This window comes from Rhizobacter sp., assembly GCA_019635355.1.
Lineage (GTDB): Bacteria > Pseudomonadota > Gammaproteobacteria > Burkholderiales > Burkholderiaceae_C > Rhizobacter.
The window spans coordinates 4,871,053-4,892,038 of the sequence record JAHBZQ010000001.1 but is presented as its reverse complement, the minus strand read 5'-3'; the positions used below and the strand labels follow the sequence as shown (position 1 = coordinate 4,892,038).

At 68.4% G+C, this 20,986-nt stretch carries 18 protein-coding genes; 14 read left to right on the top strand and 4 right to left on the bottom strand.

The window, feature by feature from the left end:
• Nucleotides 1-16 precede the first annotated feature (16 nt).
• From KF892_22720 to KF892_22685, 8 genes are all read left to right on the top strand, one after another.
• On the top strand, nucleotides 17-529 hold the full coding sequence (locus KF892_22720) for a TRAP transporter small permease (GenBank protein ID MBX3627840.1): 513 nt from the start codon (nucleotides 17-19) through the stop codon (nucleotides 527-529).
• The gene (locus KF892_22715; GenBank protein ID MBX3627839.1) at nucleotides 522-1,823 is read left to right on the top strand and encodes a TRAP transporter large permease subunit; all 1,302 of its coding nucleotides are present in this window, start codon (nucleotides 522-524) and stop codon (nucleotides 1,821-1,823) included. Before KF892_22720 ends, KF892_22715 begins: the two co-directional genes overlap by 8 nt.
• 818 nt (nucleotides 1,824-2,641) lie before the next feature.
• A complete protein-coding gene (gene tadA, locus KF892_22710) occupies nucleotides 2,642-4,534 on the top strand; it encodes a Flp pilus assembly complex ATPase component TadA (protein MBX3627838.1) in 1,893 nt (630 codons plus the stop codon).
• 152 nt (nucleotides 4,535-4,686) lie between these two features.
• Nucleotides 4,687-5,907, top strand: coding sequence for a GAF domain-containing protein (locus KF892_22705; GenBank protein ID MBX3627837.1), 1,221 nt, complete (start codon nucleotides 4,687-4,689; stop codon nucleotides 5,905-5,907).
• 49 nt (nucleotides 5,908-5,956) lie between these two features.
• The gene (locus KF892_22700; protein MBX3627836.1) at nucleotides 5,957-6,646 is read left to right on the top strand and encodes a paraquat-inducible protein A; all 690 of its coding nucleotides are present in this window, start codon (nucleotides 5,957-5,959) and stop codon (nucleotides 6,644-6,646) included.
• The gene (locus KF892_22695) at nucleotides 6,643-7,296 is read left to right on the top strand and encodes a paraquat-inducible protein A (GenBank protein ID MBX3627835.1); all 654 of its coding nucleotides are present in this window, start codon (nucleotides 6,643-6,645) and stop codon (nucleotides 7,294-7,296) included. The genes KF892_22700 and KF892_22695 overlap by 4 nt, the downstream gene beginning before the upstream one ends.
• Entirely contained in the window at nucleotides 7,293-8,963 is a 1,671-nt protein-coding gene (locus KF892_22690; GenBank protein ID MBX3627834.1) for an MCE family protein, read from the top strand. Before KF892_22695 ends, KF892_22690 begins: the two co-directional genes overlap by 4 nt.
• 3 nt (nucleotides 8,964-8,966) lie before the next feature.
• Nucleotides 8,967-9,554 carry a membrane integrity-associated transporter subunit PqiC gene (locus tag KF892_22685; GenBank protein ID MBX3627833.1) on the top strand — a complete coding sequence of 196 codons (588 nt, stop codon included), beginning with the start codon at nucleotides 8,967-8,969 and terminating at the stop codon, nucleotides 9,552-9,554.
• A 127-nt stretch (nucleotides 9,555-9,681) separates the two neighbouring features.
• On the opposite strand, the gene KF892_22680 is transcribed toward KF892_22685, so the two are convergent.
• Complete coding sequence (locus KF892_22680; protein ID MBX3627832.1) at nucleotides 9,682-10,791, bottom strand: helix-turn-helix transcriptional regulator; 1,110 nt, start codon at nucleotides 10,789-10,791, stop codon at nucleotides 9,682-9,684.
• A 194-nt stretch (nucleotides 10,792-10,985) separates the two neighbouring features.
• Here KF892_22680 and KF892_22675 point away from each other — a divergent pair, with 194 nt between their 5' ends.
• The 6 genes from KF892_22675 to fdhD are packed head-to-tail and all read left to right on the top strand — an operon-like array spanning nucleotide 10,986 to nucleotide 18,668.
• Nucleotides 10,986-12,635 carry an OFA family MFS transporter gene (locus KF892_22675; GenBank protein ID MBX3627831.1) on the top strand — a complete coding sequence of 550 codons (1,650 nt, stop codon included), beginning with the start codon at nucleotides 10,986-10,988 and terminating at the stop codon, nucleotides 12,633-12,635.
• A 10-nt stretch (nucleotides 12,636-12,645) separates the two neighbouring features.
• Nucleotides 12,646-13,125, top strand: a complete 480-nt coding sequence (locus KF892_22670) for a formate dehydrogenase subunit gamma (GenBank protein MBX3627830.1) — start codon at nucleotides 12,646-12,648, stop codon at nucleotides 13,123-13,125.
• The gene (locus tag KF892_22665; GenBank protein ID MBX3627829.1) at nucleotides 13,122-14,708 is read left to right on the top strand and encodes a formate dehydrogenase; all 1,587 of its coding nucleotides are present in this window, start codon (nucleotides 13,122-13,124) and stop codon (nucleotides 14,706-14,708) included. The genes KF892_22670 and KF892_22665 overlap by 4 nt, the downstream gene beginning before the upstream one ends.
• A 28-nt stretch (nucleotides 14,709-14,736) precedes the next feature.
• Nucleotides 14,737-17,598: a formate dehydrogenase subunit alpha gene (gene fdhF / locus KF892_22660; protein MBX3627828.1), complete on the top strand. Its 2,862-nt coding sequence runs from the start codon at nucleotides 14,737-14,739 to the stop codon at nucleotides 17,596-17,598.
• A 3-nt stretch (nucleotides 17,599-17,601) separates the two neighbouring features.
• Nucleotides 17,602-17,838 carry a formate dehydrogenase subunit delta gene (locus KF892_22655; GenBank protein ID MBX3627827.1) on the top strand — a complete coding sequence of 79 codons (237 nt, stop codon included), beginning with the start codon at nucleotides 17,602-17,604 and terminating at the stop codon, nucleotides 17,836-17,838.
• Complete coding sequence (fdhD, locus tag KF892_22650) at nucleotides 17,835-18,668, top strand: formate dehydrogenase accessory sulfurtransferase FdhD (protein MBX3627826.1); 834 nt, start codon at nucleotides 17,835-17,837, stop codon at nucleotides 18,666-18,668. Before KF892_22655 ends, fdhD begins: the two co-directional genes overlap by 4 nt.
• Before the next feature lie 16 nt (nucleotides 18,669-18,684).
• Here the strand turns inward: fdhD and KF892_22645 are convergent, their stop codons facing one another.
• The 3 genes from KF892_22645 to KF892_22635 all read right to left on the bottom strand — a co-directional run bounded on the left by KF892_22645 (nucleotide 18,685) and on the right by KF892_22635 (nucleotide 20,982).
• Nucleotides 18,685-19,086 (bottom strand): ribbon-helix-helix domain-containing protein, encoded by a 402-nt coding sequence (locus KF892_22645; protein MBX3627825.1) that lies wholly within the window; start codon nucleotides 19,084-19,086, stop codon nucleotides 18,685-18,687.
• Between the two features lie 50 nt (nucleotides 19,087-19,136).
• The gene (locus tag KF892_22640; protein ID MBX3627824.1) at nucleotides 19,137-19,712 is read right to left on the bottom strand and encodes a DJ-1/PfpI family protein; all 576 of its coding nucleotides are present in this window, start codon (nucleotides 19,710-19,712) and stop codon (nucleotides 19,137-19,139) included.
• A 292-nt stretch (nucleotides 19,713-20,004) separates the two neighbouring features.
• Complete coding sequence (locus KF892_22635; GenBank protein ID MBX3627823.1) at nucleotides 20,005-20,982, bottom strand: DUF91 domain-containing protein; 978 nt, start codon at nucleotides 20,980-20,982, stop codon at nucleotides 20,005-20,007.
• Between the last annotated feature and the right edge of the window lie 4 nt (nucleotides 20,983-20,986).

Here is a 20,986-nt window from a genome sequence, read left to right as displayed (position 1 = left end):
GCCCGCCCGCGGCGCGTTGCGGCGCACGCTCGACGGGCTGTACGGCAGCGCCGCGGTGCTCGCGGCGCTGTGCATGGTGGCCCTGCTTGTGATGGTGCTGCTGTCGATCGTGGGCCGCCAGGTCGGCTTCAACATCGCGGGCAGCGACGCCTACGCCGGCTACTTCATGGCCGGCGCCGGCTTCCTCGCGCTCGCGCACACGCTCAAGCGCGGCGAGCACATCCGCGTCACGCTGGTGCTGGGCCGGCTGGGCGAGCCGTGGCGGCGGCGCCTGGAGCTTTTCGCGCTGTCGCTGTCGGCGCTGCTCGCCGCCCTCTTCGCCTACTACGGCTGCCGGCTGGCGTGGGTCTCGTACCAGCTGCACGACATCTCCACCAGCGCCGACGCCACACCGCTCTGGCTGCCGCAGCTTTCGATGGCCGCGGGCACGCTGGTGCTGGCCGTGGCCTGCCTCGACGAACTGGTGCTCGAACTGACGGGCACACGCCCAGCACCCACGACCGGCGAGGAGCCCCTGCGCAATGAATGACCTCGCCATCACCGCCCTGCTGCTGCTCTCGCTCTTCCTCATCCTCGGCAGCGGCGTGTGGATCGGCCTCGCGCTCTCGGGCGTGGCCTGGATCGGCATGCAGGTCTTCAGCTCGCGCCCGGCCGGTGATGCGATGGCCGTCACCATCTGGGGCACCGCATCGAGCTGGACGCTCACCGCCCTGCCGCTCTTCATCTGGATGGGCGAGATCCTCTTTCGCACCCGCGTGAGCCAGGACATGTTCCGCGGCCTCGCGCCGTGGATGCAGACCCTGCCCGGCCGGCTGCTGCACACCAACGTGGCGGGCTGCACGCTCTTCGCCGCGGTCTCGGGCTCGAGTGCCGCCACCTGCGCCACCATCGGCAAGATGAGCCTGCCCGAGCTCGCGCGGCGCGGCTACCCGGAGACGATGGCGCTCGGCTCGCTGGCCGGCGCCGGCACGCTGGGGCTCCTGATCCCGCCGTCGATCATCATGATCGTCTACGGTGTCTCGGCCGACGTGTCGATCTCGCGCCTCTTCATCGCAGGTGTCATCCCGGGCATCCTGCTGGCGCTCATCTTCTCGGGCTACATCGCGCTGTGGTCGTGGCGCCACCCGGGGCTCATCCCGCCGGCCGACCCGCCCATGCCCTGGCGCGAGCGCTGGGCTGCCTCGCGTGGGCTCGTCCCGGTGGTGCTGCTGATCGCGGGCGTGCTGGGCTCCATCTACTCCGGCATCGCCACCGCCACCGAAGCGGCCAGCCTGGGCGTGGTGGGCTCGCTCCTCATCTCGGCCGCGCAGGGCTCGCTCAACTGGCCCACCTTCCGCGACTCGCTGCTCGGCGGCACGCGGCTCTACTGCATGATCGCGCTCATCCTCGCGGGGGCGGCCTTCCTCACGCTGTCGATGGGCTACATCGGCCTGCCACGCCACCTGGCCGAATGGATCGGCGGCCTGCAGCTCAGCCCGCTCGCGCTGCTGGCCGCGCTCACGCTCTTCTACATCGTGCTCGGCTGCTTCCTCGACGGCATCTCGATGGTGGTGCTGACGATGGGCGTGGTGCTGCCCACCATCCAGAAGGCCGGCATCGACCTGCTCTGGTTCGGCGTCTTCATCGTGATCGTGGTCGAGATGGCGCAGGTCACCCCGCCCGTGGGCTTCAACCTCTTCGTGCTGCAGGGCATGACCGGCCGCGGCATCGGCTACATCGCCCGCGCCACGCTGCCCTTCTTCCTGCTGATGGTGCTGATGCTGGTGCTGCTGTACCTGTTTCCGCAGATGGTGAGCTTCCTGCCGACGCAGATGCGCGGCTGAGGCCTTCCGCCAACAAGCGCACGAAAGCGCCGACTCGGGGCGCTTTCACCCCTCATTTCGCCACACCCCCGCAGGCTCAGCGGCCTAGCATGCCTGGGCGGTCGATCCCGCCCTTCGACCCTGCGCGCCCGATTTCCAGCGAGACCCGTATGTCCGACCTCTCCGATTTCGTGAACATGGACTTCACCACCGACGGTGCCCCGGCCTCGCTGCCGCCGCGCGCCGCCGAGCCGGTGGAGAAGGCCCGCCACGCCGCTTTCCTGTGGCCCACGCCGCCGTTTGCCGCCTACCCCGACGCCGACGAGCAGCACCAGGCGCAGGGCTGCGAATTCGTCGGCACCAACGGCAAGGCCGTGGCCGGGCGATTGATCTTCTTCGTGCCCGACGACCAGGTCGCGCACGTGCAGGTGCCGCCGGCGCGCACGACGATGCCGCTGCGCTTCCACCAGTTCCGCTCGCTGCGGGTGATGGAGCCGCTCAAGCCCATCACCACCGCCCTGCTCACCCACGAGAAACACGCCGCGATGCTCGAGCAGCGCCCGCGCAGCAGCTACAAGGTGCTGCTGGCCGACGGTGCGGCCATCGAAGGCACGACCATCGGCCATGTGGAGAGCGAGCACGGCCTCTTCCTCTTCCCGCCGGTCGACGACAAGGGCTCGGTGCAGCGACTCTTCATCCCGAAGGCCGGCTACACCGGCTTCGAGATCGGCCCGCGCATCGGCGAGTTGCTCGTGGAGCAGAAGGCCGCCACGCCGCAGCAGGTGGAGCAGGCGGTCGACCGCCAGCAGCAGATGCGCCACCAGAAGCTCGGCGACATCCTGCTCGAGCGCCAGGTTGTCACCCCACAGCAGCTGATGGCCGCCATCGAGAAGCAGGCCAAGATGCCGATGGTGAAGATCGGCGAGGCGCTCACCTCGCTCGGCATGGTGTCGCAATCACAGCTCGACGACGCGCTCGCCCAGCAGCAGCAAGACCGCAGCGTGCCGCTCGGCGAGCTGCTGGTGAAGATGGGCATCGTCTCGCGCGAAGACCTGCAGACGGCGCTGGCCCGCAAGATGGGCTACCCGCTGGTGAACCTCGACGCCTTCCCCTTCGAGGAAGACGCGTTGCGCAAGCTGCCGTTCTCGGTGGCCATGCGCCTGCAGGTGATGCCGCTGATGCTGCGCGAAGGCCGGCTCGTGATCGCGCTCGACGACCCGGTGCGCCGCCGCGCCATCGTCGACGAGATCGAGTTCATCACGCAGCTGAAGTGCGTGGCGGTGCTCGCGCAATGCGCGCGGCTCGACGACGTGCTCAACACCGCCTACGAGAAGATCGGCGCGGCCATTCCGCTGCGCTTTGCCAGCATCGATTCGGCCGACCCGATTCCCTTCGACCTGCAAGGCACCGACAAGCTCGTCGAAACGCTGGAGCGCGAAGACCTCGAAGCCCTCGCGCCCACCGACGACCGGCAGATCGAGCAGAGCGACAACTCGCTCGTGAAGCTCATCAACAACATGATCATCGAGGCGCACCAGGACGGCGTCTCCGACATCCACGTCGAGAGCTACCCCGGCCGCGACAAGATCAAGATCCGCTTCCGCAAGGACGGCCTCCTGCGCACGCACCTGGAGCTGCCGCCCAACTACCGCAACGCGGTGATCGCGCGCATCAAGATCATGTGCGACCTCGACATCTCCGAGAAGCGCAAGCCGCAAGACGGCAAGATCAACTTCGCCAAGTTCAGCGCGCAGCACAAGATCGAGCTGCGCGTGGCGACGATCCCCACCAACAACGGCCTCGAAGACGTGGTGATGCGCATCCTGGCCTCGGCCAAGCCCATCCCGCTCGACAACCTCGGCCTCGCGCCCTGGAACCTGCAACAGCTCAAAGAGGTGATGGAGCGCCCCTACGGCATGGTGCTGTGCGTGGGCCCCACCGGCTCGGGCAAGACCACCACGCTGCACTCGGCGCTCTCGCACATCAACGTGCCCGAACGCAAGATCTGGACGGCCGAGGACCCGGTCGAAATCACCCAGCCCGGCCTGCGCCAGGTGCAGGTCAACCCGAAGATCGACTGGACGTTTGCGAAAGCCCTGCGCGCCTTCCTGCGCGCCGACCCCGACGTGATCATGGTCGGTGAAATGCGCGACGAAGAGACCGCGCAGATGGCCATCGAAGCCTCGCTCACCGGCCACCTGGTCTTGAGCACGCTGCACACCAACAGCGCCCCCGAGACGGTGACGCGCATGCTCGACATGGGCCTCGACCCCTTCAACTTCGCCGACTCGCTGCTCGGCGTGCTGGCCCAGCGCCTGGTGCGCAAGCTCTGCAACCACTGCCGCACCTCGCGCCCGCTCGGCGACAACGAGGTCAACGAGCTGCTCGACGACTACCTGCACGTGTGCCCGCCCGACCACGACACGCTCAACCGCAAGTCGCTGCTGGCCGACTGGAGCGAGCGCTTCGGCCGCAACGGGCAGCTGATGCACTTCCACAGCCCCGGCTGCGAGCACTGCGGCCACACCGGCTACAAGGGCCGCGCCGGCCTGCACGAGCTGATGGTCGTGAGCCGCGAGCTGCGCCGCCTGGTGCAGACCGGCTCGCGTGCCGAAGAGCTGCAGCGCACCGCCATGGCCGAAGGCATGCGCACGCTGCGGCAAGACGGCATCGAAAAGGTGCTCCAGGGCGTGACCAGCCTGGCCGAAGTGCGCGCCACCAGCAACGCCTGAGGCGGCGTCCAGCAGGGTGCCGGTGGGCCTAGGGTCCACCCGTAGACACCCTTTCCCCTGCGTGACAGACGTTGTACCGAAGAGGCGCAGAATGTGTCGCCCGAGCCGGCGCCCACCCCACTGGCACGCCCCGGCCTCGCTGAGGAGACTTCATGGACCGTCACGCAACGGCATTGGCGCCTGGTGCGAGAACCTTCGATCTGGCCGTCGGGCCGGAGCACGTCCACACCATCCAGCAGTCGCACGACCGATGCCGTGCCCTGGGGCTCACCGAAGACTCGGTACCCGAACTCCACCCGCTCTCGGCCTACGGCACGCGCCTGATGCGTGAGCCGCACCAGCGCCTGCTGGAGCACGCCACGCCGGTGATGGAGATGCTCTTCGAGCAGATCGTGTCGACCAAGAGCGCCGTGGCGCTCACCGACACCGACGGCAGCATCCTGCAGGCCGTGGGCGACGACAGCTTCCTCGAGCGGCTGCAGCAGATCGCCCTCTCGCCCGGGGTGAACTGGTCGGAAGCGTCGAAGGGCACCAACGCGGTGGGCACCGCGCTCTTCACCGAAGCGCCGACGCTCGTGCACGGCAACGAGCACTTCCTCGCGGCCAACCGTTTCCTCACCTGCTCGGCCTCGCCGATCTTCGACCACACCGGCCAGATGATCGGCGTGCTCGACGTGAGCGGGCACCATTCGTCGTACCACCCGCACACGCTGGCGATGGTCACGATGTCGGCGCGCATGATCGAGAACCAGTGGTTCAACGACAAGTTCCGCCACGGCCTGCGCCTGCACTTCCATCCGCAGCAGCGCATGCTCGGCACCATGCGCGAGGCGATGATCGCGCTGGCGCCCGACGGCAGCATCCTCGGCGTCAACCGCGCGGCGCTCGAGCACCTCGGGCTCAACATGGCGGCGCTGCGCCGGCTCGGGCTCGAAGCCATCTTCGGCACCCGCGTGGCCCACATCGCCGACCACTGCCGCCACCGGGCCGACGAGCCGATGACGCTCTTCGTGCAGCACGGCGACCGCGCCGGCACGCCGGTCTACGCACGTGCCCTCTTCAACTGGCCCACGCTCTGGCCCAACGTGTCGCTCGCCACCGGCGTGGCGGTGCCGCGCGAGACGGCCATACCCGAGGCCGTGCCCGAGGCCGTGCCGGCAGAGCCCGCCATCGCGCCGCTGGCCGCCCCGCTCGCGGCACCCGCCGAGCCCAGCGCGGCCCCGACGACGCTGCACGCCCAGGAGATGGCCGCCATCCGCCAGGCGGTCGATGCGGCAGGCGGCAACATCTCGCGCGCCGCGCGCCAGCTCGGCGTGGCCCGCAACACCATCTACCGCAAGCTGCGCGCCGCAGCCGCAGAGACGGCGGGGTGATCGCCCGGCCCGGCTGGGGCCCCGCAAGGGGCGCCGCTAAGATCGCCGGATGACCGAACCCCTGTCGAGCCCCCCCGCCTACGCGCCCCATGCGCCGGCAGCGGCTCGCACCTCGGCAGCACTCGCTGCGCGGCCCGACCTGGTCGTCTGCCACGAGTGCGATGCGGTGCACGAGCGCATCACGCTCGCCCGCGGCACCGTCGCCCGCTGCCAGCGCTGCAACGCCCTGCTCGGCCGCGGCCACGTGATCGGCACCGAGAAGCTGCTGGCCTTCGCCATCGCCTCGCTGCTGCTCATCCTCATCGGCAACAGCGCCCCCATCGTCACGCTCGACTTCCAGGGCGTGGTGAGCCAGGCCACGCTGCCGCAGGCCATCGAGGCCACGTGGACGGCAGGCCAGCCCTTCATCGCCGTGCTCACCGCGGCCACGGCGCTCGTCTTCCCGCTGGTCTTCACCCTCCTGCGCCTGTACCTGCTGGGCTCGCTGGTGCGCGGCATCGTGCCGCGCGGCTTCGTGCCGGCGATGCACATGCTCGTCTTCGTCACGCGCTGGGGCATGCCCGAAGTCTTCATGCTGGGCACGCTGGTCGCGGTGGTGCGCTGCGCCTCGCTCACCAGCGCCACGCCGGGCATCGGGCTCTTCGCCTACGGCGCGGTCACGCTGCTCATCACCGCCATCACCGCAGCCGGCACGCACACCCTGTGGAAGCGCAGCGGCGAGATCGGGGGCATCGCATGAGCGATGCAGCCGTGCAGACCGGGCAGCAGCTCAAGCTCTACGGCTGCCCCACCTGCGGGCGCGTCTCGCAGCTGCTGCACCCGGTGGCCGACAGCACGCCCCTGCTCTGCCCGCGCTGCGCGACGCCGCTGCACCACCGGCGCCCGCGCAGCCTGCAGCGCACCTGGGCCTACCTGATCGCCGCGAGCATCCTCTACGTCCCGGCCAACCTGCTGCCCATCATGTCGACGAGCAACGTCTTCGAGGGCGAGACGCTGCACACCATCCTCGGCGGCATCGAGGAGCTGCGCCACGGTGGCGACTGGATGCTCGCCCTCATCGTCTTCATCGCGAGCATCGCGGTGCCGCTCTTGAAGATCGGCGCGCTGCTGGTGCTCGCCGTCACCGCCCAACGCCGCTCGCGCTGGAAGCAGGTCGAGCGGGCGCAGCTCTACCGCATGATCGAAGCGGTGGGTCACTGGTCGATGCTCGACGTGTTCGTGGTCGTGCTGCTGGTGGGCACCATCCGCTTCGGCGCACTGGGCGGCGTGGCCCCGGAACCCGGTTTGCTGGCGTTCGGTGCGGTGGTGGTGCTCACGATGCTCGCCGCCGGCAGTTTCGACCCCCGATTGATCTGGCCCGAAGAAGAAGACAACAACCGCCCCTCATGAGCGAAGACACCCTCGGCTCCGCCCCTCCGCCGCCCGAACCACCGGTGCGCCCACCCACGCCGGTCACGCGCAAGTGGCACGGGCCGTCGCTCGTGTGGCTGGTGCCCATCGTGGCGCTGGCGGTCGGCGTGGCGCTGCTGATCCGCGCGGTGCTGTCGACCGGCCCACAGGTGACGATCGACTTCCACTCCGCCAACGGCCTGCGCCCCGGCAAGACCGAGGTGCGCTACAAGGAAGTGGTGGTGGGCCGGGTGGAGGCCGTGACACTCAGCGAGAAACGCGACCACGTGCAGGCCACGGTGCGGCTCGACCGCTCGGTGTCGAACATCGCCGTCGAAGACACCCGCTTCTGGGTCGTGCGCCCGCGCATCGACACCGCCGGCGTGAGCGGCATCGAAACACTCTTCTCCGGCGCCTACATCGGCGTCGATGCCGGCGAGTCCACCAAGCAGAAGCGCCACTTCACCGGCCTGGAGAACCCGCCCTTCGTGCTGCGCGGCGAGCCGGGCCGCGGCTTCGTGCTGCGCACCGAAGACCTCGGCTCGCTCGACGTGGGCTCGCCCATCCTCTACAAGCGCAACCGCGTGGGCCGCGTGGTGGGCTACAACCTCGACCCGCTCATCGACGAGCTCTCGGTGCAGATCTTCATCGAGGCGCCCTACGACAAGCTCGTGAACAGCCAGACGCGCTTCTGGAACGCGAGCGGCGTCGAGGTCTCGCTCAACAGCAGCGGCCTCAAGGTCGACACGCAGACCCTGGCCTCGGTGATCTCGGGCGGCATCTCGTTCGAGCGCCCGCAGGGCACGCAGGGCCTGCCGCCTGCCTCCGACGGCAGCCGCTTCAAGCTCTTTGCCGACCGCAAATCGGCGCTCGCCCCACCCGACGGCCCGCCGCTGCGCGTGCGCATGGTGTTCGACCAGTCGGTGCGCGGGCTCGACATCGATGCGCCGGTCGACTTCCTCGGCATCGAGATCGGCGTGATCCGCGCCATCCGGCTCGACTACGACGGCAAGCGCAAGCGCTTCCCCGTGGAAGTGGAAGCCGAGATCTACCCGACGCGGCTCGGCGCGGTGCGCGACTCCATGCGCCAGGAAGGCGACGACGACAAGCGCCGCGACACCACGCTGCTGCAGCGCCTGGTGCAAAACGGCCTGCGCGCGCAGGCCCGCACCGGCAATCTGCTCACCGGCCAGATGTACGTGGCCCTCGACTTCCCCGGCAAGGTGCAGAAGGCCGAGCTCGACACCTCGACCGCCATCCCCGCCATCCCGACCGTGCCGGGCACGCTCGCCGACGTGCAGCCGCAGATCGCCGAGATCGTGGCCAAGGTCAACAAGGTGCCGTTCGACGAGATCGGGCGCAACCTCAACGAAACGCTGGCGCAGGCAAACCAGGCGATCTCGCAGCTTCGGCCGGAGGCGCAAGCGTCGCTGGCCGAGGTGCGGCGGACATTGCAGTCGGTGCAGGAAACGCTGCAACGCGCCGACCGCAGCCTCTTCGACCCGGCCGCGCCGATCCAGCGCAACGCCGAGCAGACGATGCAAGACCTGCAACGCGCCGCCCAGTCGCTGCGCGTGCTGACCGATTACCTGCAACGCCACCCGGAATCGCTGCTGCGCGGCAAGCCCGACGACGCGAAGATTCCCGCCTCTCCTGAGCGACGCTGAACGATGAAGCTTCTTGCACTGGCCCTTTCCGTTGCGCTGCTCGCGGGGTGTTCGTCGACCCCCGCGCCGCGTTTCCACAGCCTGCTGTCGACGCAGGCCGCACCCGTCGACGCCGTGAGCACGGTGCCGCTGCCCCTCGACATCGGCCCGGTGGGCGTGCCGCCCGCCGTCGACCAACAGCAGTGGGTGGTGCGCCTGCCCGACGACAGCCTGCGCATCCTCGAGCAGGAGCAGTGGGTTGCCCCGCTGCGCGACGAGCTGCGCGCCGCGCTCTTCGACCGCCTGGCCAAGCGCTTCGGCGCGGTCGACGTGCGCGCGCTGCACACGCCCGAGTTCGTGCGCCTGAAGGTCGACGTGCAGCGCTTCGAATCGATGGCCGCGCGCGAGGTGTGGATCGAAGCCGTGTGGACGGCCACGCCCACCGCCAAGGGCAACGCGCCGCTCGTGTGCCGCAGCAGCGTGCGCGAGCCGGTGAACGGCGATGCGCAGGCGCTTGCGGCCGCGCACCGCCGCGCCGTCAACGCCTTGGCCGACCTGATGGGCCAGCGCCTGCTCGCCATGTACAACGGCGCCGGCGTGCGCTGCCCGTAGACCACCCTCGTTCGGGGTCCGAAGCGCTTGAAGGCCCTTCGACAAGCTCAGGGCAAACGGTGTCGCGCACAACGCTCCGTTCGGGCTGAGCCTGTCGAAGCCTGCGCGCTGCGGGGCTTCGACAGGCTCAGCCCGAACGGGTGCGCCGCCGCCGCGGACTCTCCGCCTGCAGCGTCTCGAAAGCCTCGTCCATCTTCATCACCGTGCCCGAGCCGTCGGCGCGGTAGCCGGGCAACAGGTTCACCGCCTTCCGGAACTCGGCGCTGCGCAGGATGGCCAGCATCTGCTGCACCACCGGCGTGTCCATCGCCCGCTCGTCGCACAGCAGGAAATAGCGCTCGGTCTGCAGCGGGATGAAATCGAGCTTGAAGCGGCGCGCCGGCGTCTCCACGCCAAAGCCCACGTCGGCCATGCCACTCGCCACATAGGCCGCCACCGCCGCGTGCGTGAACTCGCATTGCTCGTGGCCATGCACGCTCGCCGGCTCCAGGCCCTGCTTGTTCAGCATCAGGTCGAGCAGCAGGCGGGTGCCCGAGCCGGGCTGCCGGTTGATGAAGCGGACGCCGGGGCGCGCGAGGTGCTTCACCTCGTAGAGCTTCTTGGGGTTGCCGGGCGCCACCATCAGCCCCTGCTCGCGGGTGGTGACGTGGATGATGCGCTGCGAGCGCACATCGAACCACCGCGCGTAGTGCGCCACCACCGCAGGCTCGAACTCCCCCAGCGGCACCGCGAAGCCCGCCACCTCGCAGGCCTGGCCATGCAGCGCCGCCACCGCCTCCACGCTGCCGCAGTACTTGAGCTCGTGCGGCACGCTCGCCTGCGCGAGGAAGTGGCGCAAGGTCTCGACCGCGAAGCCGTGGTTCGCGTGGATGCGCAAGAGCGCCTGCGCCGGCCCGCACACTTTCTCGATCTCGGCTTCGAGCTCCGAGGCGAGCGACATGAAGAGCGGCGAGAGCCGCGCGTTGATGCGCCGGTCGGCCCACACCAGCTTCTCACCCAGCTCGGTGAGGCTCGAGCCCTTGCCGCGCTCCATGCTCAGGAGCGGCAGGCCGAGCAGCGCCTCGCCCTGGCGGATCAGTTCCCACGCATGGCGGTACGACATGCCCGAGTGCTTGCAGGCGGCCGAGAGGCTGCCGTGCTCGTGCACGTCGACCAGCACTTCGAGCAGGCGCTGGGCCAGCGCTTCGCCGTCGGGCCGCGCGATCGTCCAGCGCGGGTGGATGCTCACCTTGTGCAAGGGTTGATCCTTATGCTGTGAAACGCCGATGGATTCAGCGTTGGTCGACTTATTGTGCTGCGGCGCAGGTGTTTCATACATTCGGGTTGGCGCGAGCAACTCATATGCCCAGCGCCTCCTATATGGATCAACGCGGGGCCACGACCCCGCCCACACCTGGAGACCACAGCATGTCGTCAGTCGGACTGGGAACGATGGGGGCCGCGCCAGGCGCCGCCCCTGGGTTGTTGGACAAGGAACGCACCATCGCCGGCCCCGGCTTCAACCGATGGCTGGTGCCACCGGCGGCCCTCGCCATCCACCTGTGCATCGGCATGGCCTATGGCTTCTCGGTGTTCTGGCTGCCGCTGTCGAAGGCGCTGGGCATCAAGGAGGCCATCAAGTGCGGCCCCGAGGTCGGCTTCTTCGCCGAGCTCTTCACCACCACCTGCGACTGGAAGATCTCCACGCTGGGCTGGATGTACACGCTCTTCTTCGTCTTCCTCGGCTGCTCGGCGGCGCTCTGGGGCGGCTGGCTTGAGCGCGCCGGCCCGCGCAAGGCCGGCGTGGTGAGCGCGGTGTGCTGGTGCGGCGGCATGCTGATCTCGGCCTTGGGCATCCACCTGCACCAGTTCTGGCTGATGATCCTCGGCTCGGGCGTGATCGGGGGCATTGGCCTCGGGCTCGGCTACATCTCGCCGGTGTCGACGCTCATCAAGTGGTTCCCCGACCGGCGCGGCATGGCCACCGGCATGGCCATCATGGGCTTCGGCGGCGGCGCCATGATCGGCTCGCCGCTCGCGGCCGAGCTGATGAAGACCTTTGCAACGCCCACCGACGTGGGCGTGACGCAGACCTTCATCGTGATGGCGCTCGTCTACTTCGTCTTCATGCTGGGCGGCGCCTTCGGCTACCGCGTGCCGCCCACCGGCTGGAAGCCCGCGGGCTGGGTGCCCAAGGCGGCCGACACCAGCAACGCCATGATCACGCAGCGCCACGTGCACGTGAAGAAGGTCTGGGGCATCCCGCAGTTCTGGCTGGTGTGGATCGTGCTGTGCATGAACGTCTCGGCCGGCATCGGCGTGATCGGCATGGCGAGCCCCATGCTGCAAGAGGTGTTCGGCGGCAGCCTGATCGGCGTGGCCAAGAAATTCGGCGAGCTCGACAAGGCGCAGCTCACCGCGATCGCCGGCGTGGCCGCGGGCTTCACCGCGCTCCTGAGCCTCTTCAACATCGGCGGCCGCTTCTTCTGGGCCAGCCTGTCCGACAAGCTCGGCCGCAAGATGACCTACGTGGTGTTCTTCGTGCTGGGCGGCATCTGCTATGCGTCAATGCCGGGCAGCGCGGCGGCGGGCAGCATGCTGCTCTTCGTGGCGGCGGTCTGCATCATCCTCAGCATGTACGGCGGCGGCTTCGCCACCGTGCCGGCGTATCTCGCCGACCTCTTCGGCACGCAGATGGTGGGCGCCATCCACGGCCGCCTGCTCACGGCGTGGGCCACCGCCGGCATCCTGGGCCCGGTGGTCGTGAACTACATGCGCGACTACCAGCTGGGGCTTGGCATTCCGCGCGAGCAGGTCTACAACCAGACCATGTACATCCTGGTGGGCATGCTGGTGATCGGGCTCATCTGCAACCTCTTGATCCGGCCGGTGGCCGACAAGTGGTTCATGAGCGAGGCGGAGCTCGCGGAAGAGAAACGCCTGGCACATGAGCGCGCCGCGGCGGCCGAGGTCGGCAGCGGCCGAGGCGCGGGCGGCACGACCTCGCCCGTCGTGGTCGCGCTGGCGTGGCTCGCGGTCGGTGTGCCGCTGGCCTGGGGTGTCTACAAGACGCTGATCAGCGCTTCCAAATTCTTCAACTGACCTTGCAACGATGACGACCGTGTCCACCACTGAGACCCTGGCACTCGTCGACGAGGTGCTCACGCGCCGCGCCGCCGAGCCCGGGGCCTTGTTGCCCATCCTGCACGAGCTGCAGGATGCCCTGGGCTTCATCCCCGCCGACGTGGTGCCGCGCGTCGCCGAGGCGCTCAACCTGTCGCGGGCCGAGGTGCACGGCGTCGTCACCTACTACCACCACTTCCGAAGCCAGCCGGCGTCCGGGCGGCTGCTGCAGATCTGCCGCGCCGAGTCGTGCAAGGCCATGGGCGCAGACGAATTGATCGCACACGCCGAGCACAAGCTGGGATGCGCCATGCACGGCCACTCGAAAGACGGCGCCTACACGCTGGAGCCGGTGTATTGCCTCGGCCTGTGCGCCTCGTCGCCTGCGCTGATGCTCGGCGACGAGCTGCACGCCCGCATGACGCCGCAGCGGCTCGACGCCCTACTGGCCCAGGAGGCGCAGCCATGAGCGTCACCGTCTACGTGCCGCGCGACTCCGCAGCGCTCGCGGTCGGCGCCGACCGCGTCGCGCGCCGCATCGCCGACGAAGCCGCACGCCGCGGCCTCGATGTCCAGTTGATCCGCAACGGCTCGCGCGGCCTCTTCTGGCTGGAGCCGCTGGTGGAAGTGCGCACCGAGCGGGGCCGCATCGCCTACGGGCCGGTCACGCCGGACGACGTGCCTTCGCTGTTCGACGCCGGCTTTCTTTCCGGTGGCGCCCACGCGCTGCACCTCGGCCCGACCGAAGAGATCGAGTACCTCAAGAAGCAGGAGCGCCTCACCTTCGCCCGCATGGGCGTGACCGACCCGCTCTCGCTCGACGACTACCGCGCACACGACGGCTTCCGGGGCCTGCGGCACGCGCTGACGCTCAAGCCCGAAGAGATCGTGCAGCAGGTGATCGACTCGGGCCTGCGCGGGCGCGGCGGCGCGGCCTTCCCGGCCGGCATCAAGTGGAAGACGGTGCTCGGTGCGCAAGCCGCGCAGAAGTACATCGTCTGCAATGCCGACGAAGGCGACTCGGGCACCTATTCCGACCGCATGGTGATGGAGGGCGACCCCTTCATGCTGATCGAAGGCATGGTGATCGCCGGGCTCGCCACCGGCGCGACGCAGGGCTACATCTACACCCGCTCCGAGTACCCGCATGCGATCGCCACGCTGAACGAAGCCATCCGCCTCGCGGAGGCTGCCGGCCACCTGGGCGGCTTCAAGCTCGAGGTGCGCAAGGGCGCGGGCTCCTACGTGTGCGGCGAAGAGACCGCGCTGCTCGAAAGCCTGGAAGGCAAGCGCGGCATCGTGCGCGCCAAGCCGCCGGTGCCGGCGCTCGCGGGCCTCTTCGGCCAGCCCACCGTGGTCAACAACGTGATCACGCTGGCCAGCGTGCCCATCATCCTGGCGCGCGGCGCGAGCTACTACCAGGACTTCGGCATGGGCCGCTCGCGCGGCACCCTGCCCATCCAGCTCGCCGGCAACATCAAGCGCGGCGGGCTGGTGGAAAAGGCCTTCGGCGTGACGCTTCGCGAGCTGCTCTACGACTACGGCGGCGGCTCGGCCTCGGGTCGCCCCATCAAGGCCGTGCAGGTGGGCGGGCCGCTGGGCACCTACCTGCCCGAGTCGCAGTGGGACGTGCCGCTCGACTACGAGGCCTACGCTGCGATTGGCGGGGTGCTCGGCCACGGCGGCATCGTGGTGCACGACGACACGGCCGACCTCTCGAAGCTCGCGCGCTACGCGATGGAGTTCTGCGCCATCGAGAGCTGCGGCAAGTGCACGCCCTGCCGCATCGGCTCGACACGCGGCGTGGAGGTCATCGACAAGATCACGCTGAACCTCAACGGGCCGCAGCAGGTGCAACTGCTGCGCGACCTGTGCGACACGATGCTGCACGGCTCGCTGTGCGCGATGGGTGGTATGACGCCGTATCCCGTGCTGTCTGCGCTCAACCATTTCCCCCAAGACTTCGGCATCTCTCCCGTTCGGGCTGAGCCTGTCGAAGCCCTTCGACAAGCTCAGGGCGAACGGCGCGAAGCCACCAGCCGTTCGGGCTGAGCCTGTCGAAGCCTGCTCAGGAATCACCATGCTCGACCACCTCAAAGACACCGACTACGGCACGCCCAAGCGCGAGTCCGACCGTGAAGTCACGCTCACCATCGACGGCGCCGAAGTCACCGTGCCGGCCGGCACCTCGCTGATGCGCGCGGCCGTCGAGGCCGGCATCCACGTGCCCAAGCTCTGCGCCACCGACAGCCTCGAGCCTTTCGGCTCCTGCCGCCTGTGCCTGGTCGAGATCGACGGCCGCAAGGGCTACCCCGCCTCGTGCACCACGCCGGCCGAGCAAGGCATGAACGTGCGCACGCAAAGCCCGAAGCTGCAGGAGCTGCGCAAGGGCGTGATGGAGCTCTACATCAGCGACCACCCGCTCGACTGCCTGACCTGCAGCGCCAACGGCAACTGCGAACTACAAGACATGGCCGGTGTGACGGGCCTGCGCAACGTGCGCTACGGCTTCGACGGCGCCAACCATCTCAAAGACAAGAAGGACGAGTCCAACCCCTACTTCACCTACGACCCCAGCAAGTGCATCGTCTGCAACCGCTGCGTGCGCGCGTGTGAAGAGACCCAGGGCACCTTCGCGTTGACGATCAGCGGCCGTGGCTTCGACTCACGCGTGTCGCCGGGGCAAGACGAGCCCTTCATGCAAAGCGAATGCGTGAGCTGCGGCGCCTGCGTGGAAGCCTGCCCCACCGCCACGCTGCAGGAGAAGAGCGTGATCTGGCTCGGCCAGCCCGAGCACAGCGTGATCACCACCTGTGCCTATTGCGGGGTGGGCTGCGGTTTCAAGGCCGAGATGAAGGGCACCGAGGTCGTGCGCATGGTGCCGTGGAAGGACGGCAAGGCCAACGAAGGCCACTCGTGCGTGAAGGGCCGCTTCGCCTGGGGCTACGCGACGCACAAGGACCGCATCACCACCCCGATGATCCGCAAGAAGATCACCGACCCGTGGCAGGAAGTGAGCTGGGACGAAGCCATCAACTACGCCGCCAGCGAGTTCAAGCGCATCCAGGCCCAGCACGGGCGCGACAGCATCGGCGGCATCACCTCCTCGCGCTGCACCAACGAAGAAACGTATCTCGTGCAGAAGCTCGTGCGCGCCGCCTTCGGCAACAACAACGTCGACACCTGCGCACGGGTGTGCCACTCGCCCACCGGCTACGGCCTCGGCCAGACCTACGGCACCTCGGCCGGCACGCAGACTTTCAAGTCGGTGGAGAAGGCCGACGTGATCATGGTGATCGGCGCCAACCCGACCGACGGGCACCCTGTCTTCGCGTCGCGCCTGAAGAAGCGTTTGCGCGAAGGCGCGCAGCTGATCGTGGCCGACCCGCGTCGCATCGACATCGTGAAGTCGCCGCACGTGAAGGCGGCGCATCACCTGCAACTCAAGCCCGGCACCAACGTCGCGCTCATCAGCGCCCTCGCTCACGTGGTGGTGACCGAAGGGCTGGTCGACGAAGCCTACGTGGCCGAGCGTTGCGACACCAAGTCGTTCAACCAGTGGCGCGCTTTCGTCTCGCTCCCGGAGAACTCGCCCGAGGCGATGGAAGCCGTGACCGGCGTGCCCGCCGCCGAGGTGCGCGCCGCCGCCCGCCTCTATGCGCAGAAGGGCCACAACGCCGCCATCTACTACGGCCTGGGCGTCACCGAGCACAGCCAGGGCTCGACCATGGTGATGGGCATCGCCAACCTCGCCATGGCCACCGGCAACGTGGGCCGAGAAGGCGTGGGCGTGAACCCGCTGCGCGGCCAGAACAACGTGCAGGGCTCGTGCGACATGGGGTCCTTCCCGCACGAACTGCCGGGCTACCGCCACATCTCCGACAGCACCGTGCGCGCGTCGTTCGAAGCCGCCTGGGGCGTGGAGCTGCAGCCCGAGCCCGGCCTGCGCATTCCCAACATGTTCGACGCCGCGCTCACCGGCAGCTTCAAGGGGCTGTACTGCGAGGGCGAAGACATCGTGCAGAGCGACCCCAACACGCAGCACGTGGCCGCGGCGCTCATGGCGATGGAATGCATCGTGGTGCAAGACATCTTCCTCAACGAGACGGCGAAGTACGCACACGTGTTCCTGCCCGGCTCGTCGTTCCTCGAAAAGGACGGCACCTTCACCAACGCCGAGCGCCGCATCTCGCGCGTGCGCAAGGTGATGCCGCCGCTCGCGGGCCTGGCCGACTGGGAGGTGACGGTGAAGCTGGCGAACGCGCTCGGCTACCCGATGCACTACACCCACCCCTCGCAGATCATGGACGAGATCGCCGCGCTCACGCCCACCTTCCGCGGCGTGAGCTTCGACAAGATCGAGAAGATGGGCAGCGTGCAGTGGCCTTGCAACGACGAGGCACCCGACGGCACGCCGACCATGCACATCGACCACTTCGTGCGCGGCAAGGGCCGCTTCATGATCACGAAATACGTGCCCACCGACGAGAAGGTGACACGCAAGTTCCCGCTGCTGCTGACCACCGGGCGCATCCTCTCGCAATACAACGTGGGTGCGCAGACGCGCCGCACGCCGAACGTGGAGTGGCACAGCGAAGACCTGCTGGAAATCCACCCGCACGACGCCGAAGACCGCGGCATCAAGAGCGGCGACTGGGTCGGCATCCAGAGCCGCGCCGGCGACACGGTGCTGCGCGCGGTGATCACCGACCGCGTGGCGCCAGGCGTGGTCTACACCACCTTCCACTTCCCCGAGTCGGGCGCCAACGTGATCACCACCGACAACTCCGACTGGGCCACCAACTGCCCCGAGTACAAGGTGACCGCGGTGCAGGTGATGCCGGTGATGCAGCCCTCGGCCTGGCAGCAGGAGCACTCGCGCTTCAGCCAGGTGCAGGAAGCGTTGCTGCAGCAACGGCACCACACCGTCTCCGCGAAATAAGCCATGCACGTCGACCAGCTCATCAAGATGGCCAACCAGATCGGCGACTTCTTCGAGTCGATGCCCGACCCGGTGGAAGCGCAGGAAGGCATCGCCACGCACATCCGCAAGTTCTGGGAGCCACGCATGCGGCGCGAGCTCATCGCGCACATCGACGCCACCGGCGGCGCCGGCCTGCACCCCGCCGTGCTGCAGGCGATCACGCAGCAGCGCGCCGCCCTCGTCGGAGCGCCGTCATGAACGCCCGACTGCCGCTCGACATGCCACTCAACGAAGGCCTGCACACCTCGCCCACGCGCCACGTCGACGTGCAGCGCCTCTCGCCGCGCGGAGCGAGCAACGACCACGACCTCGTCGCCGCCGAGGTGCCCGTCGCGCTCGTCTTCAACGGCATCTCGCACGCCGTGATGATGGCCACGCCGGCCGACCTCGAAGACTTCGCACTCGGCTTCGCCCTGTCGGAAGGCTTGCTCGCAGACCGCAGCGAGTGCCACGACATCGAGGTGGTGGAAGTGGCCGAAGGCATCGAGGTGCGGCTCGACGTGTCGGCCCGCGCGGCGGCGCACTTGCAGGAGCGCCGCCGCACGCTGGCCGGCCGCACCGGCTGCGGCCTGTGCGGCATCGACAGCCTGAAACAGCTCGACCTGACCCCCGAGCCGATCACCCCACCCGCCTGGGCCGCGCAGATCACGCCCGCCACGCTGCTGCGCGCCTTCGCGCAACTGCCCTCACGTCAGCCGCTCAACGCCCTCACCGGCGCCCACCACGCCGCCGCGTGGGCCACGCCCGAGGGCGAACTCACCGCCGTGATGGAAGACGTTGGCCGCCACAACGCGCTCGACAAGCTGCTGGGCCAGCGCGCGCGGCAGAGGCTGGCCAACGCCGACGGCTTCGTCATCATGTCGAGCCGCGCGAGCTACGAGCTGGTGCGCAAGTGCGCGCGGCTCGGCGTGCCGGTGCTGGCCACCATCTCGGCGCCGACGAGCCTCGCGGTCGACATCGCCCGGCAGGCCGGGATGCAGCTGTATGGGTTTTGCCGGGGGACGCAGGTGGTGCGGTACGGGCCCTGAGCCCACACGCCAGCGATCAGTTCAGCGCCCGCTTGTTGTGCTGCCGCATCTCGCGCGGCGCAGCCGCAGGCTGCGGCACCCCGTGCAGGCCATCGAGCACACGATCGGCATCCAGTGACCGGATCGGGACTGAAGCGTCTCGCGGGATCAGACCCTGAGCGATCAGGTTCTCATAGCGCAGCGCGCACACCCGCAGGAACGACGAGAAGTTGCCCACCGCACCGCGGTCGGCCACCAGCTCGTCGTACAGCTTCTCGATCAGTTGCGCGACCGTCATGCCGTCTCGCCCGGCGATCTCTTCCAGCACCGCCCAGTGCAGGTTCTCGAGCCGCAGGCTCGTGACCACGCCATGTAGCCGCACCGAGCGCGTGCGGCTCTCGTAGCTGGCGGGGTCGGCACTGATGAAGATCTTGCACATGGCGAGGCTCCCTTCGGTGTGGCGTGCGTCGATGCTACGGAAGGATATGCCTACAAGGTGATGCGCGTGCCCAGCACCGTGAGGAACTGGCCGATCCACGCCGGATGCGCGGGCCAGGCCGGCGCAGTGACGAGATTGCCATCGGTCACGGCGCCGTCGATGGCGATGCCCATGTACTCGGCACCGGCCAGCTCCACCTCGATCTGGCACGCCGGATAGGCGCTCACCTTGCGGCCCTTGATCAGGCCGGTGGCCGCCAGCAGCTGCGCGCCATGGCAGATGGCCGCCACCGGCTTGTGGGCCTGCAGGAAGTGCCGCGTGATCTCGACCACGCGCGAGTTCAGGCGCAGGTACTCCGGTGCGCGCCCACCGGGCACGACGAGCGCGTCGTACTTGGCCGGGTCGACCTCGGCAAAGGTCGCGTTGAGCGTGAAGCGATGGCCGGGTTTCTCGCTGTAGGTCTGCTGGCCCTCGAAGTCGTGGATGGCCGTCATCACGTAGTCGCCGCTCTTCTTGTCGGGCGCGACCGCATGCACGGTGTGGCCCACGGCCTGCAACGCCTGGAAGGGCACCATCACTTCGTAGTCTTCGCCGAAGTCGCCGCACAGCATCAGGATCTTGCTCATCTGAGGTCTCCGTCTTGGGGGTGGAGCCACGATTCTTGGGAGCCGACGGCGGCGTGGGTAGTAGCGGCGTATGGGGTGGGTCGTGGTTTACCCGGGGGCCGTCACGAGCCGTCCGGGCTGCCGAGAGAACGACGGGTTCCACCAGCGCAGGCTTCAGACTGGTATGACCTATTCGCTGTAGCAAGCCGGAAAACTGCCTTCGACCCGTTGCAGCCCTTCCCCACCCTGCTTGCAGCGTGAGCGGACATGCCGAGATCGTGAGAATCAGACGGACAAAGGCGCACTGAGGTCGCTAGAGGCCAGATGCGGACATCGGAGCTCGCCCCTCGTAGGCCATCATGATCAATGGCTTCGCAGCGTCCAGATCAGCTTGCGACAACAGCGACAGCTCCAGATCTCCGGTTCCCCAATGCCCCTTCTGGCTGACATCCTGCCCGTTCGGTGGCATCGGCACCACCTTCGACGGATCAAGGTGCAAGTACAACAGCAGGCGGTTCTTCTGTGGCACCAATGTCGCGAAGTTCTTCAACCGCTTGAACGCCACGTAGAGCTTCAGCTCCTTGCGCTGCACGTCGTCACCGAGCGACAGCACATGCCCTTCCAGCGACGCGACCAGCTCGCTCAGGTGCGGTGGCAACAGCGGCAACCAGTCGGCGTATGAGCGGTCACCGCCCGCCGCCAGGGTGTTGGCGGGCGCGGCCAGGGGTGCGGGCGTTGCCTTGGTCGGTTTCACTCCCTTGGTGCTTGTTGACTTGCCGGCCTTGGCACTGGCCGCGTTGGCCAGCTCCAGCAGCAGCAACTCGTCGCCAAAGCGCCGGTAGCGGATCAACTCGATGTTGCGGTTGATCTGCTGAACGGCATGGCCATCGTATTTGGTGAAGTCGGCCGCGATGCACACCAAGCGCGGTTCGGTCCAATCGATGACGTCGGCCGCGGGCTTGCCCAGCTGGTCCATCACCAGCAGCTTGAACTCGGCCTGGTGGTCCATCAGCCAGTCCAGATAGAAGAGGCCCTGGTTGATGACGTTCTCGCCCACCGAGCGCTTGTATTCCAGGATAACGGGGCAGTTGTTCTCGTCCAGCCCCAGCGAGTCGATGCGGCCCGCGTGGGTCTTGCCGGTGGAGTACTCGGTGGCCAGGAAGCGGATGCCGAGCAGGGTGTCAAGGTTGGCTTCGATCAGCGTCTGCAGCGGCTTCTCCAGGTCGGAGGCGTCGCCTTGCAGTTCGATGGCCCGGCCGGATTGGAGGCGGAAGAGTTTGATGTCGCTCATTTGG

Coding starts and splice junctions, on each gene's coding strand:
- KF892_22645 (MBX3627825.1), bottom strand. CDS start 19,086: ATGTGCAAGATCTTCATCAGTGCCGACCCCGCCAGCTACGAGAGCCGC.
- KF892_22655 (MBX3627827.1), top strand. CDS start 17,602: ATGCACGTCGACCAGCTCATCAAGATGGCCAACCAGATCGGCGACTTC.
- KF892_22690 (MBX3627834.1), top strand. CDS start 7,293: ATGAGCGAAGACACCCTCGGCTCCGCCCCTCCGCCGCCCGAACCACCG.
- fdhD (MBX3627826.1), top strand. CDS start 17,835: ATGAACGCCCGACTGCCGCTCGACATGCCACTCAACGAAGGCCTGCAC.
- KF892_22705 (MBX3627837.1), top strand. CDS start 4,687: ATGGACCGTCACGCAACGGCATTGGCGCCTGGTGCGAGAACCTTCGAT.
- fdhF (MBX3627828.1), top strand. CDS start 14,737: ATGCTCGACCACCTCAAAGACACCGACTACGGCACGCCCAAGCGCGAG.
- KF892_22640 (MBX3627824.1), bottom strand. CDS start 19,712: ATGAGCAAGATCCTGATGCTGTGCGGCGACTTCGGCGAAGACTACGAA.
- KF892_22695 (MBX3627835.1), top strand. CDS start 6,643: ATGAGCGATGCAGCCGTGCAGACCGGGCAGCAGCTCAAGCTCTACGGC.
- KF892_22670 (MBX3627830.1), top strand. CDS start 12,646: ATGACGACCGTGTCCACCACTGAGACCCTGGCACTCGTCGACGAGGTG.
- KF892_22685 (MBX3627833.1), top strand. CDS start 8,967: ATGAAGCTTCTTGCACTGGCCCTTTCCGTTGCGCTGCTCGCGGGGTGT.
- KF892_22715 (MBX3627839.1), top strand. CDS start 522: ATGAATGACCTCGCCATCACCGCCCTGCTGCTGCTCTCGCTCTTCCTC.
- KF892_22675 (MBX3627831.1), top strand. CDS start 10,986: ATGGGGGCCGCGCCAGGCGCCGCCCCTGGGTTGTTGGACAAGGAACGC.
- KF892_22700 (MBX3627836.1), top strand. CDS start 5,957: ATGACCGAACCCCTGTCGAGCCCCCCCGCCTACGCGCCCCATGCGCCG.
- KF892_22635 (MBX3627823.1), bottom strand. CDS start 20,982: ATGAGCGACATCAAACTCTTCCGCCTCCAATCCGGCCGGGCCATCGAA.
- KF892_22665 (MBX3627829.1), top strand. CDS start 13,122: ATGAGCGTCACCGTCTACGTGCCGCGCGACTCCGCAGCGCTCGCGGTC.